The sequence below is a fragment of the Marinobacter sp. NSM genome (assembly GCF_052380025.1).
Taxonomy (GTDB): domain Bacteria; phylum Pseudomonadota; class Gammaproteobacteria; order Pseudomonadales; family Oleiphilaceae; genus Marinobacter.
This window is the reverse complement of record NZ_JBQTCK010000006.1, coordinates 165,950-181,728: the sequence shown is the minus strand read 5'-3', so window position 1 is coordinate 181,728 and position 15,779 is coordinate 165,950. Positions and strand designations below refer to the sequence as shown.

The 15,779-nt window shown below is 43.8% G+C and carries 14 protein-coding genes and 1 pseudogene; 12 read left to right on the top strand and 3 right to left on the bottom strand.

Annotated features, from left to right (window positions below):
- Positions 1-29: 29 nt before the first annotated feature.
- On the bottom strand, positions 30-647 hold the full coding sequence (locus tag ACTZWX_RS14175) for a transposase (protein ID WP_444714495.1): 618 nt from the start codon (positions 645-647) through the stop codon (positions 30-32).
- 198 nt (positions 648-845) lie between these two features.
- Between ACTZWX_RS14175 and cysQ the strand changes: the two genes are divergently transcribed.
- From cysQ to ACTZWX_RS14150, 5 genes are all read left to right on the top strand, one after another.
- The gene (gene cysQ, locus ACTZWX_RS14170) at positions 846-1,613 is read left to right on the top strand and encodes a 3'(2'),5'-bisphosphate nucleotidase CysQ (RefSeq protein ID WP_444714494.1); all 768 of its coding nucleotides are present in this window, start codon (positions 846-848) and stop codon (positions 1,611-1,613) included.
- A gap of 72 nt (positions 1,614-1,685) precedes the next feature.
- On the top strand, positions 1,686-2,168 hold the full coding sequence (gene rfaH, locus ACTZWX_RS14165) for a transcription/translation regulatory transformer protein RfaH (RefSeq protein ID WP_444714493.1): 483 nt from the start codon (positions 1,686-1,688) through the stop codon (positions 2,166-2,168).
- A gap of 145 nt (positions 2,169-2,313) precedes the next feature.
- Entirely contained in the window at positions 2,314-2,874 is a 561-nt protein-coding gene (locus ACTZWX_RS14160; RefSeq protein ID WP_444714492.1) for a hypothetical protein, read from the top strand.
- 23 nt (positions 2,875-2,897) lie between these two features.
- Positions 2,898-4,778 (top strand): single-stranded-DNA-specific exonuclease RecJ-like protein, encoded by a 1,881-nt coding sequence (locus tag ACTZWX_RS14155; protein WP_444714491.1) that lies wholly within the window; start codon positions 2,898-2,900, stop codon positions 4,776-4,778.
- Positions 4,775-6,847, top strand: a complete 2,073-nt coding sequence (locus ACTZWX_RS14150; protein WP_444714490.1) for a GGDEF domain-containing protein — start codon at positions 4,775-4,777, stop codon at positions 6,845-6,847. Before ACTZWX_RS14155 ends, ACTZWX_RS14150 begins: the two co-directional genes overlap by 4 nt.
- Here ACTZWX_RS14150 and ACTZWX_RS14145 read toward each other — a convergent pair.
- Positions 6,844-7,440, bottom strand: a complete 597-nt coding sequence (locus ACTZWX_RS14145) for a PilZ domain-containing protein (protein WP_444714489.1) — start codon at positions 7,438-7,440, stop codon at positions 6,844-6,846. The two genes, ACTZWX_RS14150 and ACTZWX_RS14145, sit on opposite strands and share 4 nt — an antisense overlap.
- Positions 7,441-7,729: 289 nt before the next feature.
- Positions 7,730-8,666: pseudogene (locus ACTZWX_RS14140) on the bottom strand (transposase).
- Between the two features lie 503 nt (positions 8,667-9,169).
- Between ACTZWX_RS14140 and ACTZWX_RS14135 the strand changes: the two are divergent.
- The 7 genes from ACTZWX_RS14135 to ACTZWX_RS14105 all read left to right on the top strand — a co-directional run bounded on the left by ACTZWX_RS14135 (position 9,170) and on the right by ACTZWX_RS14105 (position 15,775).
- The gene (locus ACTZWX_RS14135) at positions 9,170-10,021 is read left to right on the top strand and encodes a hypothetical protein (protein WP_444714488.1); all 852 of its coding nucleotides are present in this window, start codon (positions 9,170-9,172) and stop codon (positions 10,019-10,021) included.
- A 1-nt stretch (position 10,022) separates the two neighbouring features.
- A complete protein-coding gene (locus tag ACTZWX_RS14130) occupies positions 10,023-10,391 on the top strand; it encodes a response regulator (protein WP_444714487.1) in 369 nt (122 codons plus the stop codon).
- Positions 10,392-10,403: 12 nt separating this feature from the next.
- Positions 10,404-11,174: a flagellar motor protein PomA gene (gene pomA, locus ACTZWX_RS14125; RefSeq protein ID WP_444714486.1), complete on the top strand. Its 771-nt coding sequence runs from the start codon at positions 10,404-10,406 to the stop codon at positions 11,172-11,174.
- A 2-nt stretch (positions 11,175-11,176) separates the two neighbouring features.
- Positions 11,177-12,058, top strand: coding sequence for a flagellar motor protein MotB (locus tag ACTZWX_RS14120; RefSeq protein ID WP_444714485.1), 882 nt, complete (start codon positions 11,177-11,179; stop codon positions 12,056-12,058).
- A gap of 74 nt (positions 12,059-12,132) precedes the next feature.
- Positions 12,133-14,163 (top strand): sensor histidine kinase, encoded by a 2,031-nt coding sequence (locus tag ACTZWX_RS14115; RefSeq protein WP_444714484.1) that lies wholly within the window; start codon positions 12,133-12,135, stop codon positions 14,161-14,163.
- Positions 14,163-14,954 (top strand): response regulator, encoded by a 792-nt coding sequence (locus tag ACTZWX_RS14110; RefSeq protein WP_444714483.1) that lies wholly within the window; start codon positions 14,163-14,165, stop codon positions 14,952-14,954. Before ACTZWX_RS14115 ends, ACTZWX_RS14110 begins: the two co-directional genes overlap by 1 nt.
- Positions 14,942-15,775 (top strand): HDOD domain-containing protein, encoded by an 834-nt coding sequence (locus ACTZWX_RS14105; protein WP_444714482.1) that lies wholly within the window; start codon positions 14,942-14,944, stop codon positions 15,773-15,775. The genes ACTZWX_RS14110 and ACTZWX_RS14105 overlap by 13 nt, the downstream gene beginning before the upstream one ends.
- Positions 15,776-15,779 lie beyond the last annotated feature (4 nt).

Sequence of the window (15,779 nt, the reverse complement as noted above, 5' to 3'; positions counted from 1 at the left end):
CACCAAATGTCCTGGGGTCTGACCCCAAATTAGAACTCTCCGAATTTCGCCTTAATCCGCTCCCGAAATTCTGCAGAACCGAGAGGCTTGCCGGAGATCGCCGCATAGTGAATCTGCTCATCCATTCCGTCGGGGCTGGGACTGGCGACGAATGAGCGGTAGCTGATAAAGCGCCTCTCGGCATCGGGCTGAAAGTTCAGGTAGCAGTCGTGCGGTGTATGCATGCCCGAGCGCATCCCGTAGGCATGACAGTTATAGCTTGACCATTGATAGTCCCCGGCATACTCCACCATGCCCGCCTTCACCGGGTTCAGCTCGATATACCGCTGGCATTGCAGAAAGTATTGGTCGGTATCAACTAGGCAAGACTTGAACCGCCCCTCCCACAAGGTTCCGGTGCGGTCATACTTGTGGTTGTAATACTGGGCATAGCGCTGACCAACCGCCTTCATAAGGCTCGAAAGCGCGCCCTCAGCGTTGGGCGTCACTAACAGATGGGTGTGGTTGCTCATCAGTACCCAGGCGTGAATATCCACCTGAAATTCGCGTTGATAGCGGGAAAGATAGGTCGCATAAGTGGCGCGATCGGCCAGATCCTGAAAACACTCCTGCCGGTTATTCCCCCGCTGAATAATATGCTGGGGCATCCCGGCCGGACAAATCCTTGGTCGGCGGGGCATCTCACAGTCCTTGTGAATTGATTTGTAACCGCAACAATGTGCCGCAACCCGCCCAAAAATTCAAGTTGGGGTCAGACCCCAAGACATTTCGCCCCACCAAATGTCCGGGGGTCTGACCCCAAAATTTGCTATTATTGCGGTAGATATGGCCAGCAGGATGCAAACATGTATTACAGCTCGATTCTTCCGGAAGTGATCAGAATTGCTGATGAAGCCAGCGAGAAGGTACTGCACATCTACCAGTCTGACTTCAAGGTGAGTTACAAGGAAGATCAATCACCCATCACCGCGGCCGACACGGCCAGCCACGACATTATCGTGAAGGGGCTGCGCAACCTCACACGGGATATACCGGTCCTGTCGGAAGAAGGCGCAGAGATTCCCTGGGAAGAGCGCAAACACTGGCGTCGTTTCTGGTTGATTGACCCGATCGACGGCACCAAGGATTTCACCCAGCGCACCGGTGAGTTCACTGTCAACATCGCCATGATCGAGGACGGCGAACCGGTGATGGGCGTGGTTACCGCGCCGGCACTGAAAGAAGCCTTCTGGGGCATCAAAGGCGAGGGCGCCAGCATGCGTGATCGCACTGGCCGCATACACCGCATTCGCGTAGTGGAACCCCGGGAAACCTTGCGGGTGGTGGCTAGTAAAAACCACCTGAACGAGGAAACCCGCACATTTATCGATAGCCTTGGCGACCACGAAACCGTGCAGGCGGGCAGCTCCCTGAAGTTCTGCCGCATTGCGGAAGGCCACGCCGACATCTATCCCCGCATGGGGCCCACCAGCGAATGGGACACCGCCGCCGCTCACGCCATCCTCTTGGCCGCCGGCGGCAACGTGCAAACGCCCCAGGGCGAGCCACTGAAATACGGCAAGCAAGACGTTCTGAATCCACATTTTATTGCAGCGGGTAGCTGGTATTTTTGAAGTTGGGGTCAGACCCCAAGACATTTCACCTGATCAAATGTTCTGGGGTCTGACCCCAAAGATGGATTTTTCATGACTTGGTATGCTTTACAACACAAGCCAGCGCAGGGGGATCGGGCGCTGCAGCATTTGCAGAATCAGGAGGTGGCCTGTTTCTACCCGAAGATTGAGGTGGAGAAGATTCGGGCCGGCAAGCGGACCAGAAAGCTGGAGCCGCTGTTTCCCGGTTACCTGTTTGTGAACCTGGAGCAGACCGATCCCATGTGGTCGAAGCTTCGCTCCACCCGGGGAGTTGCTCGTATCGTGGGATTTGCCAACAAGCCGGCCGCCATCGCCGATGAGGTGATTGAGCACATCAAAGTCAGCCTGGATAAAGTCGCGGAGCAGGGCGGAATCAAGCCGGGCCAGCCGGTTGAGCTGGACGAAGGGCCGTTCAAGGGTATCAGCGCTATCTTTCAGGCCTACGATGGTGAGGAGCGGGCTGTTGTTCTGGTCAGTTTTATGCAACGACAGCATCAAGTTAAAGTTTCGCTGGCCTCTGTTAAGCCTCAATAAGCCTCTTCGCCACAATACATTGCATTTGGTGATGTCGTAGGTTGACCATCGCTATGTTCAACATCTTTTGCAAGGCTGTTGTTGTTTCGGTTTCCCTGAGGTTATAGTATAGACTACTAGTTTTTGACTTTTCGAGGCGGATTTTATGGTAACGGCAAAAGTGCCGACGGTTGAAAACCTATTGGCAGAACCGATCGCCAGTCTACCGCAGCTTCTGTCGCAATCCCTGGTCGATATCAGTCGGGCTGCCAGAGGCTCTCTCGAATTGAACCTCGAGCGAGCGTATAGAAGGGCTTGTTTTGACGGAGACCTTGCTCGCGTAGACTTCTTTATTTCAGGTATGCGGGAACAACTTCCCTATATGGCCTCAAAACTACTGTCTGATAAAAAGGCTGTTTCCTGGGCAGCGTCTGGCAACCAGTGTGAGGTCATCCGCCTGATCTGCTCCTATCAGGCTGATTCGGATTTCTTCGGGTATGATTACGACCTCGCGTTGGCGTTATTTACGTTAGCGCATGAGCAAAGGGAGAGTGATCGACTCTTCGCTACCCTTCTGAATTATGGCCCGGACGATGCTTTCTCTTCCTCGTTGTCAGTTGTGTGCCATGCTGTGAAGCAGAGTGGTGATGCCGAATGTGTTCGCGTTTTGGAGCCTTATCTTGGCGCGGCAATTGATCGTCAGATTAGTCGGCAAATTATGAGATGACAATGCATCATGGTGGGCTCTCTATGAAATACGTCGATCGAAACTCCAATGACCTAATAAGAAGGCATATGAAAGTTCGAGACGGCAAAGAGCTACTTTCAATCATTGACCCGGTTAAAGATAAAATTCTTGAGGCACGTCTTGGTGGCCAAAAAGGGCCGGTTGGTGAGCCTGCACTGGATCATGTCGGCGTCGAAATCGCGGAAGAGAAGATCGCCTCGGCATTGCTGGGTGGGGCAAATGTACTCATTGTTTGTCGGCCCAACCCTGATCACATTCTAGCAGTATCGTCGCTGATTCGCGGACTAAACCTTATTGTCAGAGGGCTTCAATCAACCAGGGATGTTATTCAGACGTCTCGCGGCGGTTTCAACAGTGATGTTAGTCGGCTCAATCTGAACTATCTTTGTGGTCCGGCTAGATCCGGAAATCCCAAGGCAAATTGTGATCTGGATGAAGCATTGGCGAATTCTCCTGATCTGATTATTGCATTAGATCCAGCCTACGAACTGATTCCCAGAATCAGGAGCAAACAGGCATCAGCCGATATCGTCGCTCTGGTGACCCATCGCATGGACGTGCCCGATGCTCTGCGGGTGGGCCCCAGTTATGAGGATACAGCACCATATAGAGCTAAAGAGTTTACCGTGACTGCTATCGCTCATGAACTTGTGCTGCGTTGCAGAGAACGGCTCATAAAGCTCCTGTCTGAACATCCCAGAACCCAAGCATTAACAGCACAGCTCAAGACGGCCGGTTTGGAGGTTAACGAGACCTTCGTGGCGTTATCTTATCTTTGTGACGATATGCCTATGGCCCCTCATGTGCGAAGCATTGTTAGCTGCGGTGTTGATAGGATCAGCCGCGGCTGGACTTTGCAGCCCAGGACTTCGCATTCAAGAGGCATTTTGTGTTATGGATTGAGGTATCTGTTGGTTGAAAGTGAGGCAAGTTACCCTTTCACAACGCAGCAGTTGCAGATGCGGCTTATTCCTCTTTTCAGCAGCGTATGCTATTCCGAGAACCCCGAAACGCTCATTGAATGTCTACTGGCGGATAAAACCAAAATTGCTTCGGAAAAGGCAGGTAGGGCGTCGTTTTTAAAGGCTAAGACCTATTTTCCATCGTTAAAACATCTAGCAGGGCTCATTGGTGCAAATCCTAAGATTGACCAGGTATCGGAGCAACATTCAAAGTCACTGGTTGATTATGAAGAGCGTGAGTTCGAGAATGACGCTCGTTTGTTCCCAATTTATGCAGAAAGATGCTACGCGCAAACAGGCAGGACCCAGCTTGTCCGATCTCAAGTGGGTAATGAGTTCATCCGGTGTTTCTTGAGATCAGACCATATAAACGTCAATGATACGCTTCGTGATATTGGCTTTAAGTTGGGTTTTGAATCTACTTTTAGTTTTTGGGCAGATGCCTTTTCAGGGGATTTTCTACTAGAGGTGAGTGCCTACAGTGAGTTCAAAAAAGAACTGGAAAGCTACTTGCGCGGCTGCACTCACGGTTCTGCCTCGCAGGACGTAGCTATTATTGATGGCCCGCTTACAGCAGATCAACGAGTAACCGCACTTGCTCAATGGCTTGAGAAGCAGGCCTGGGGGCGGCTTTTCCCCGAGCCAATATTCGAGCAGGAGTTCGTGGTTCGGAGCAGCTCGGTCTTGATGGATACGCATCAGAGATTTCTGGTAGATGACCACTGCAAAGGAATCAACGAGGCTGGGGAAGCTTTCGAAATGTTCTGGCGAAATTGTGCCCCATCACAACTCGGTAAGTTGATTGCCGGACAGGTGGTATCGGTGAAATACCGCTTGAGGACTTCAAGAGGAGCCTCTTTCTCAGAAGTGTATGGAGACGTGTTAGCGCTAGAAATTCAGAACTCCGGTGAAACAAATTGACGGCTATTGGAGAGCTACTGACAATCACTCTGACCGTCTCGGTGATCCTTATATCGACCTTTATGGTGATGAGATACAGATCGCTGCGAATTAAGGCCGAACATGCACTGCGCGAGTACTCAAAGCGCCAAGCGGTCGCATATCAATCCGTCAGGCGCTATCAAAACGACCTTCGTTCCTGTGTACAGTTTATACCCGCCATGTCTTTTGTCGTGGGGCGCAAAGACAGAAAATTTGTTCAGCCGTCAGAATGCCTTACCAACTGGATAGAGGCGCTGAGCGGAAAGCCCGAGACACCGGAAACGTTGGTCTCCTATCTATTTAACAGTGAAAAGCACCCAGATTTCCTCCCGATTCTCAGTAGTAAACTTGGGGATACCTCGATAGAATCCGGAACTTTCCAAGATACTCTTAAAGTTCCATTCGACAGTTCAACCTTTCGGGCCGAACACTCAATAGGTGTACGGATTGAAGTTCTGGAGGAGGTTGTCTGTGTGTGGTTTGAAACCTCGTCTCATCAGCCATTGCCTCAAAGCAGAGAAAGGTCAGATGCTACGGTTATTAGATCAATTCTTAACGAAACTGATTTACCCACCGCATTAGACAACTCATCGGACTTGTTGCGTTGCCAGCTCGGGAATGGATTGGCATGTTCAGTGTCGTTACTGGATAACTCCGCCAAAACATTAAAATTGGTGTGGGGCAAAGGTCTGGGTTCATCAGTTGTCGAGCTCGTAGAGAGTCTCCCCTTGGTGTTTGGGGATTTTCCATCTGCCAACGCATTACTGACGGAAACGCCGGTAACAAAAGAATACAACTCGCCTGGCGCGCGCCATGAGCCCCCTATTGTGCCTGAGAGTGTTCTGTGTTGGCGCGCTTACCCGGTTTTATCTAACGATGGGGCCCCCCTCGGAACCGTCGATTTTTATCTTTTTGATGGGTTCGATACTTTTCCAAGCGATGATTCTGTCGCCAATTTCTTATTCGTGGTCGCCGTTCTTCTGGAGCGCAAAGTGGCCATTTCTACTATTTTTCGGCAAGCGCGATTAGACCAGGCGGTTAAAGAGGTTGGCCAGCGATTGATGATTGCGGAGGGTGGGGCAACCTCATCTACACTTGATGAGTGTTTGATTTTTTTGACCACCGCAACTCCGTTATCGGATGGTAACGTCGGCATAATTTATGATTCCGGTGAAGATGAGGCCGAGATAATTGGAAGTTTGTTCGAAAATACCAGCGCCGATGGAGCGTGTCGATCGGGACTAAGCGTCTTATCACTAAAGGCTTTTTGTTCTGATATCATCTCACCAAAGGAAAACGATATGACTATGGAGGCCATGCTGGTTGAAAAGGGGAGCGCCTTGGCCACTAAAGTGTCGGCTGCGTTACCCATCTGCTCAAACTCGGCCAATGCTTCTTTCTTTGTTTCTCCATTACTGCTGGGAACTGACCGGGTGGGTTTAATGATTTTTGCTTTACCTGGAGACCATATTCCAGACGCTGCCTATGGCAACATAATGAATATGGTCTCACCCAGCATCGCGAGCTACTTGAGTAAAGAAAATCTTTTGCGAGAACTGGAGAGGCGTGCTAACCATGACCAGCTAACGGGATTATTAAATCGGGGATGTATAGAGGAAAGGCTAGTCTCAGAGATCAATCGTTCAAATCGATACGACAATGATTTCGCTGTTATCCTGTTCGATATTGACCACTTCAAACAGATTAATGACCAGTTTGGTCATGATGTCGGTGATGAAGTGTTGAGACAAGTTTCACGACGCGCTGAGGCTTCGATCAGAGCTGTGGACCTCATCGGACGCTGGGGTGGGGAAGAGTTTCTGATTATTTTGGTAGAGACCGACCTCGTGAGCGCCAGGCATGTAGCCGAAAATATCCGTCGTTTGATCGAGTCTGACGTCTATGAGAGCAACAAACCCGTTACTATCAGCGCCGGTGTTGCTTGTTATTCCAGAGGTGATACCGCCACCACTCTGGTCAAGAGAGCGGACATCACATTGTATAAGGCAAAGCAACAAGGAAGGAATCAGGTAGTGACAACTGGCTAAAGCGCACGTCTTCCAGCTGCTTGCGGGGCACTATCTGGGGTTGTGGTCGTGCGGACCTTTTGCGATTGTAGCTTTAAAATATAGCGGAACAGCCTTTGCCTGGCATGCTCTGACATCCCTGAAAACTCGAACCTGAGCAATACCAAACCATCAGTAGCAATGCGGTTACTCCCTCTAACGTAAGCGTTTACGCATAAAGGCTTATTCTCTCCGGGAAGGTGAAGCGCCAGAGTTAGAAAGGTCGTGTGTGCCGGATCGTAATCATGTTCCGGCATGTCTATCCGTATGCCACCTTCGCTGATCGACACATGACACCGCCGCGGGTCGGTCGTGGTTAGGTTAGGGTTCTCCTCGGTACACATGTAAGCATCTGCGAGTTCGAGAGACAGGATTGCTTTTAAACCGTCAGTGCTGAGTTTTCCTGCCTCTTTGGCTTTACGTAAACTTCTCAAAACAGCGTTGAGTATATCTTCATGCTTGCCTTGCACAATCGAGCTAGGACGCAATCGATTTCGCGGGAAAATGCGCCTCTCTTTGTCAAAAACTTCAACGGATAGAAAGTCTGAAACCCGAAAATGTTGCCTTTTCTCCATGACTTTCTCCAAAATAAATTTGTAAATCAGTCACACTCAAAAAACTTTGATATAAGTTGGATCATACGAAATACAACCAAGAGTAAGCAAGGGTGATTGCGTAAATTTTTTCAGTCAAAGCGAATGGATTTATTTAATTTGACAGCAAAACAATATTAAAAATGAAAAAACGTCATGAACAGAATCCATTAAAATATTTTTTATCGTCCAGATTTTGAGTGCAAGTAAATTGGCATCACCGAAAATCGACAACTACAGTGTAGTTGGCCCCGCTAAACCGGACACCATTTCATTCATTTGATGCCAGTTCCGCCCGGTACTCCCAGGGCGATTTCATTTTCAGCCCCTTGTGCGGATGGCTGCGGTTATAGTCCTCGATCCATTCCGGCTGATGAGGCACCCGCTCTGACTGGCCGAGGGGGTATTCCAGGCTTTCCAGCAGTAGGTCCTGAACCATCTCACCGGTGATGCCCCCGTGGTCGCTACATAGCGCATCAGCTCGCGATCACAGCAGTCCAGGCTGAAGGCTACACGGACAACCTCCTTGTTCCAGCAGCGGATCTCAAAACCATCTGAGCACCAGCGATGGCCCGCTTCAACGTAATAACCTGGCCATTGTGGCAGCGCTCTTGAGGTCGCCCTGTAAACCGGGGTAACAGCAGCCCATCCTGCTTCATCAGTCGGTACACGCGCTTGTGGTTTACTCGCTCATCGTTGGCTGCGAGCAACCGATTCAGTCGAGCCTTGATCCTTCGATAGCTATTGGCAGCACGGGCCCCGCACAGCTCACGGATAAACGGTAAATGCCGGTCATCGCCCTGTTTGCTGTATCTCGGGCTTCGGCCTTTCTGGCGACCATGAAGGCGATCCAGAAGATTGGAGCGCGAGATCAACTTTTTTGACTGAGTCACCTCAAGGGCTTCCCGGAGTATCTCAGCTTCCAACGTCTTGCGGCCCAACACCCGTTCCAGCTCCCGAACCTTTTTGTTCAGGGCTTTCACCTCGGATACGCTTACAACCTCATCACCAGATTCAATCGCGGACATGCCACCGTCTTTCATCAGCTTCTTCCAACGGAACAACAGACTTGCTGATATGCCATGACGCCGGGCTACAAGCGATACCGACATGCCTGGCTGCTCACACTCCGCAACCATGAATGCCTTCTCCTGCGCAGAATACCGGCGACGGCGCTGCTATCCGGTTATGACTTCGATTCTCTCCACCTTGGACACTCCTTTGTACTAGGTCTATGCCTAGGCTTTTGCTTCTACCAAGGTGTCCAGTTCAAATGGGGGCTACTACAGTTGGTCTTTTGTTCTGCTTCGGCGGGAAAATTCATTCGCTTCGGAGCAACATTATGTTCTTCCTTTACCAAATCATTATTATTTTCACACTTCTGCTATAAATGTTTCGAATTTCGAAAAAATTTACAAAACCGCTACGGAAAACACAAAAAGAAACAATAGTTAATAATCTTGTAAAGTATGAAAGAATGCAAAAATTCACCATGCAGGTGTTTTTTTTAACGAAAATATTGGCAAATTTCAATAAAAAGGCAATACTTAGTGTTAAGAACCTTAAAGACTAGGGCCGAATGTCAGAGCGACAAGCATATTATAGTAATATGTTTAAAATCGATTTGGCGAGCAGTCATGGTTTTAAGAAAATAACGGCGGGATGAATAACGTATTTAACTAGGAGCCGTTTAAAAAGTGGAGCCGAGGATATGCCTCTTAAAAAAATTAATCAAATGATAGTTCTTACAATGAATGCTGCGATTCTTCTGGCTGCATTAGTTATCGGTTTGTTTTTGTTCGTGACTTATGAGGCACATCAAAATGAAGCGATATTTTATTTTAATGTATTATTGATAAGCATGGTTCTGCTAACGACGATTACAAGTCTCGTTCTTTACAGAAAATTACTGTCGAATCTACCTTTGAAAGTTCTTGAAACACATTTCATGGATTCGTTTGAGGTCACGCAAATTGAAAAGAGCTATAAATCATTGGTAGTAGATGGGGATCAAAGCGTTGAACTCGTGTCATTTTTTAGTAATGTAAGAAATCAGCTAGATTATATAACCGAGCAAGGAAATAGCTCTGTAGATGTGTTGTGTCAAAGATTCGGAAGAATAACAGAACTAATCAACAAAATCAACAAAGCGTTAGTTGTTTTCAATGAAATAAACGAGAAAATTTCAAGTGAAAAAGATAAAAAAGAATTCTCTACTCATGATGAAAGTCTCAAAAAAATAAAAACCTTCTTGAGTAAAAGTTCTAAATTAATAAACAAAGAAATATCCGCTTCACTCGTCGAATTTCAGTTTCAGGACAGGGTGAGCCAAATTTTGCACCATGTGAGAGAGGCTTTGGATGAGTTAGGAAGCAGCTTAATAAGTTCAGACGGGTTGATATCTGCGGAGGAAGTGTCAAGAATAAATCAAAACCTTTACGAATCGTATTCGATGGAAATAGAGAGAGAGAACCATCGCAATAATAACTTAGAGTCAGTTGACACAAGTGTTGAGGTTAAAAGGTCTGTTCAAAAAAATAACATAATAATATTTGGAGGCTGAGGTGGAGAAAAAAGTTTTAATAGTAGATGACTCACCGTCGATACGATACATTGTTCAAATGGCATTTCAAGATGCTGGTTATACGGTAATCTGTGCCACTGATGGGTTAGATGCTCTTAACAAATTGAATGATCAGAGGATTAGTTTAATTATAAGTGATTCGAATATGCCACACATGACTGGTATGGAATTGTTAAAAGCAGTGAAAAATAAGTCAGAAACTGCAGTTATTCCGTTTATGATGTTGACAACTGAAACTGATAAGAATCTTGTGAAAACAGCTCAAGATCTCGGAGCAACTGCCTGGATGGTGAAACCGTTTACTCCTGAAAGGCTTGTTGAAATGGCTATCAAAATATTGAATGGGTAGAAAGGAAAAACAATGGATCTAGCAACTATAGTTGGGCTAATAGGCGCTTTGGCACTAATATTTCTAGCAATATTACTTGGTGCTTCACCTGGAACTTTTTTAAACCCTGCAGGGATATTGATCGTTGTCGGTGGTTCATTGTTTGTCGTTCTTGCAAAATTTAGTATTGGAGAGTTTCTGGGAAGCTTCAAGTCAGCGGCACGTGCTTTTAAATTTAAAGTTCCATCATGCAGGGAAGGTATTGAAGAAGTATTACAAATTGCAAATATTGCGAGAAAAGAAGGTGTATTGGGTCTTGAAGGATTTGAAACTAAGTCAGAATTTTTAGGTAAAGGTATACAGATGCTTGTCGATGGACAGGATGCAAATACTGTTCAGAGCGTCTTGGCAAAAGAAAAAACTTTTAACGCTGAAAGAAATAGAAAAGGTTCAAAAGTATTCTCTGCTTTAGGAGACGTAGCACCAGCGATGGGTATGATTGGTACTTTAATAGGACTGGTTCAAATGTTATCGAATATGGAAGATCCAAAATCAATTGGACCTGCAATGGCAGTCGCGCTTCTTACCACTCTTTATGGGGCGATGATTGCAACAATGATAGCATTACCTATTTCAGACAAACTGATGTTAAGAGTAGAAGATGAAAACAGAATTCAATCTTTATATTTAGATGCACTAATTGGCATTCAAAGTGGCACAAACCCAAGGATAATTGAGCAACTTCTAACATCTTATGTTCCACCAGAAGAACGTGTGAATTCGGGGGAGAGTTCGGAAGCCTAGTCATGAGTGAAGACGCAGAGGAAAAAAGGGGTATTCCTGCTTGGGTTGTTACTTTTGCTGACCTTATGTCCCTATTAATGTGTTTTTTCGTGTTATTGCTAGCCTTTTCCGAAATTGACGCAACAAAATTTAAACAAATCGCAAGTGAGCTTTCAAAAGCATTTGGTGTACAAAGAGTAATTCCGGTGCTTGATCCACCGAAAGGAACTAGCCCAATTTTTCAAAATTACATTCCTAGCAAGCAAGAATTAATTCCATCTCCAATTGAAAAAGAAGGTAACCAGGGAGGGAATTTGGAGTCCTCCAGCAGGGCAAATGCATACGAATTAGAAAAAAACCTAGAGACCACTCATATCGAACTTCTAAGCGAAATAGAAAATTTATTTTATTCTCAAATTGAAAATGGGATTGTTGAACTTTTATCATACAATGATGGACGCATTATTTTAAGATTGAATGAAAGTGGCTATTTTGATAGTGGTTCCGCAGAACTTTCATATGAATTGTTTGATACGCTGTTTGAGTTGTCAAAATTATTAGAGCCCTTAAAATCACCAATCGAGATTCATGGTCATACTGACAACGTACCAATAAATAATGATCGTTTTTCAAGTAACTGGGCTTTGTCAGCTGCAAGAGCTGTCTCTGTCGGTGAACTACTAATTGGCACAGGCAGGGTTAGTGCTGAACGAATACGGATCGTTGCCTTTGCAGATATAAGACCACTTATTCAGCACGAAAATATAACAGATGAGAAAAGAAACAGGCGAGTAGAAATTATTATATTGCCTATAGATTCTGAAGCGATTTCACAGAACTTTCCTTTAAGTCATTTAGAAAACCAAGATGAATTAACAGCGGTGAGAAGTAGTTGGCTGTTTTGAAGAATTAATAAAAGTGTTACAAAAAACATTCTACAAATATTTAGGTAAAAATTGTTCACTTGGCGAGGTAGAAAATGAGTACGGAATTGTTCGCAGTTAGGAATGAGCGTCAGATTCGAAAAATTTTAGCCGTGAACTTAGTTTTTATAGCCGCAGTAATAATGGTATATTTCGCCCTAACATATTATGGTAACGAAGTAACGAATAAAGAGATTCTTGAAAAGTCGTTAGAAGTAGAAAAGTTAAATAAATTCGATTTTAATTTGTCAGCACTTCAGAATCAAATTGATCGGATGTACTTTAATTTAAAGAATAGTTCGTTTGAATTCAAAACTGATGAAAGCTTTTTGAGATTTGAGAATAGAGAGAGTCTTAACCATGCTTTTGGCCCATATTACGAGTATGATCACGAAATAAAATCTATCGATACAACTCTGGTTGCAATAGAAGAAAAAGCACAAAAATACGATGAACTCGTAATACTATTTGAAAAAAATCGAGATTTAATATCCGAATCTTTGAATAAGGCGGGTCAATCTATTATAAATATGATCGAACATTCATATACTAACGCTGATGAGAAATTGATTTCGGCGTCAGTGGCTACCCTTAACCAGGCTGATGCGGTTTTATTATGGGCGGAGCAATCTCTTGAGGCTGCTGATTATACAATGCCCGAAGATAGTTTCCGGATTGTCATTTCGGATATGATCAAAGCAATTGATGATTCGTTACTATGGATAGATCGAAATCGAGATATCGAAAGAATAACCGGGCTAAGTGATGAAATTGTTTTATTAAAAAATACGAAATCTGAAATTAAACAGCTTGTATATGAGGATGATAAACTTCTTGATTTGCACTCCTATATTGAAAACGAAAGAAATTCATTAAAAGAAACGATAAATGAAGCTGTAAAAAAAATTCAAAATATAAAGTCATTGCATACTGAATTATCTTCGAAATTAGTTAATGACAGAAAGATATCGATTGATCAATTGAGAGTTGCATCAGAGTATGCAAACGTGATGGCCTTAGGCTTAGTTACTTTTATTCTGCTCTTTTCTTACCATTCCTTTTACGTTGTTCATGAAATGTTTGTGAATGGTGGAAAATTGTTGCTCGATAAAATTCAATACAGGGCTAAAGCGCTTGAACGTTCTAAGAAATCTTTATTTCGGGCATTGAGAAAAGAACAAAATACTAGAAAAACGCTTTTGAAAAATCAAGAAGAGCTTTCTCGGACGAACGATGCGTTAAGCCAGTCGATGGAAGAGATTAAAAAAACAAGAGAAGTTCTTAGTCAACAGGAAAAATTAGCATCGATTGGACAGCTTGCAGCAGGTGTTGCCCATGAAATAAATAATCCGTTGGGATTTATACTAAGCAATATTAATAGATTATCTGAATATTCCAGTGAATTAATAAAAATGATTAACATCCTGCGCGTTGAATTAGAAAATAAAGATTCATCGAGACAGAGTGGTAGTTTTGAATTTGATGAAGAAGAGTTTGAATATATTGCCAAAGATATACCTATTCTCATAAGCGATTGCGAAGAGGGTGGCGAAAGAGTAAAGGATATCGTTCAAAGTTTAAAAGACTTTTCACGCGCTGACGATCCGAGCGATTCATTTGAATCGCACGACATTCAGCATCTTGTTAAAAAGACGTTGAGGCTTTTGAATAACGAATTAAAATATAACTTCAAGGTCATAACTAGCTTTTCTGATGATTGCACTGCGGAAATTCTTTATGGACCCATGACACAAGTATTTTCAAATCTCGTTATAAATGCAGTACACGCTGTCAACGACGCACAGCGTCCAGGAAAAATTGAGATCACAGGTTTCTCAGACGAAAATAACGTTAAAATAGTTTTTTCTGACAATGGTATTGGAATGTCTGACGACACTGTAAGGAAAATCTTTGATCCGTTTTTTACAACGAAGAAAGTTGGCCAAGGTACTGGTCTGGGTATGAACATTACTTATGACATTGTTGTCAATCGGCACAATGGCCGAATTGAGGTTGAAAGTACCAGGGGTGAGGGTTCAAAGTTCATTTTAACTATACCTAAAGCTCGAAATAACGGAGATTCATAATGATAAAGAAACTTGTTATCGTTGATGATGAAGAGCATATAATTAAGTCGTTAGAAAGGTTGTTCAGAAAAGAAGACTATGAAGTTGTTGGCTTTTTATCTCCTATAGATGCTTTGGAGTATGTACGCACAAATGAGATTTCGGTAGTACTCTCCGATCAGCGCATGCCTGGGATGCTTGGTTCTGATATGTTGAGTGAGATAAAGAAGATCAGACCAAATTGCATACGAATAATCATGAGTGGATACACTGAGCTGGAGAGTGTAACGTCTGCAATAAATGATGGAGCAGTGTTTAAATTTTTGACAAAGCCTTGGGATGACGAAAAGCTTATAAGAAATATTAGCGAAGCTTTTGAGATTTTTCGGCTCAAAGAAAACAATAAAACGTTAACCATGGAACTTCAGAAAGCCAACAGGGAATTGTCTCAACGTTTGTCAGAAGAATCCCGTCTTGGAAAACATCATCTCAAAGCATCACAAATTAGTTATGCATTGATTGATGTTTTACCATTTGCTGTTTTTGCAGTTGATACCAGCGGTTTGATTGTTTTCCAAAATAATTATTCTAAAAGCTTGTTTGAGATTTCCCTAGGTGATTATATTGCTGAATATCCTCATTATGAACTCGTTTCTTTGATAGAAGAGGCGCGAACAAAAAAAACTATTGAATTTGCGTCGCTTGATACTAAAAAAGGCAAATTACGTTTTAGGGCAATTAATTTATCTGCTGATAAAGGAATTGAGGGTATTGTCTTAATACAAGTTGAGGAGGCTTCATGTCAACAGTGAGCGAATTTTATGATAAATATGAGCAGGCGCTCCCCCAGCTTGATCCGGACGTTTTATCGCTCATTTGTGCACTCGAAAAAAATACTGATCAATATGAAATCCTGGAACATTTTGTTATCAAAAATCCTTCACTCTCGTCAGCAATTTTGAGGGTCGCAAATAGTCCTTTTTTTGGGTTTGAAAATAATGTTTGTTCAATTAAACAAGCAATCATGCTTATCGGAACACAAAATGTTAAATGCTTGGTCTTGTCCCATTCAATTAAGGGGTTTTTAGAAACAGTTCCAATTGAAAGACGGGAGTTAATAAAGCAGTTTTGGGATAGAGAAATATTGGCATCGTACATTGCCAAAGAATTATCAAAATCAACCATAAGTGAACCAGATGTAATATTTCTAGGATCACTTTTTTATGACATTGGATTGATAGTTGTTTTGGCAGTATCTGAAAATAGAAAATATGATTCAATAACAGAGTTGTTGGTCTGTGGAGAAGATATATCAGCTATTGATGACGTTATTGGTTTTAAAATTCCTGAACTTAGCTTATTAATTGTTAAAAATTGGCGTTTTCCTCAGCCTATAATTAGTACATTGGACAGTTTGGTTTGCCCGAAATTGGATTCTATTGCCACTGGAAAGCGTTTGCTCATTGTTTATTCACGAATTTTTGCAAATCAAACTGGATCAGTTGACTTTCGTAATTTACCTTTGAGGCTAAATTTTTCCTCTAATATTAATTTAGGACTTGATATCGGTGTTGCGAGTGAAGCTATATTAATTGCAAACAAGAGCTATTCGTTCTATAGACAAACCTGCTGAGAAA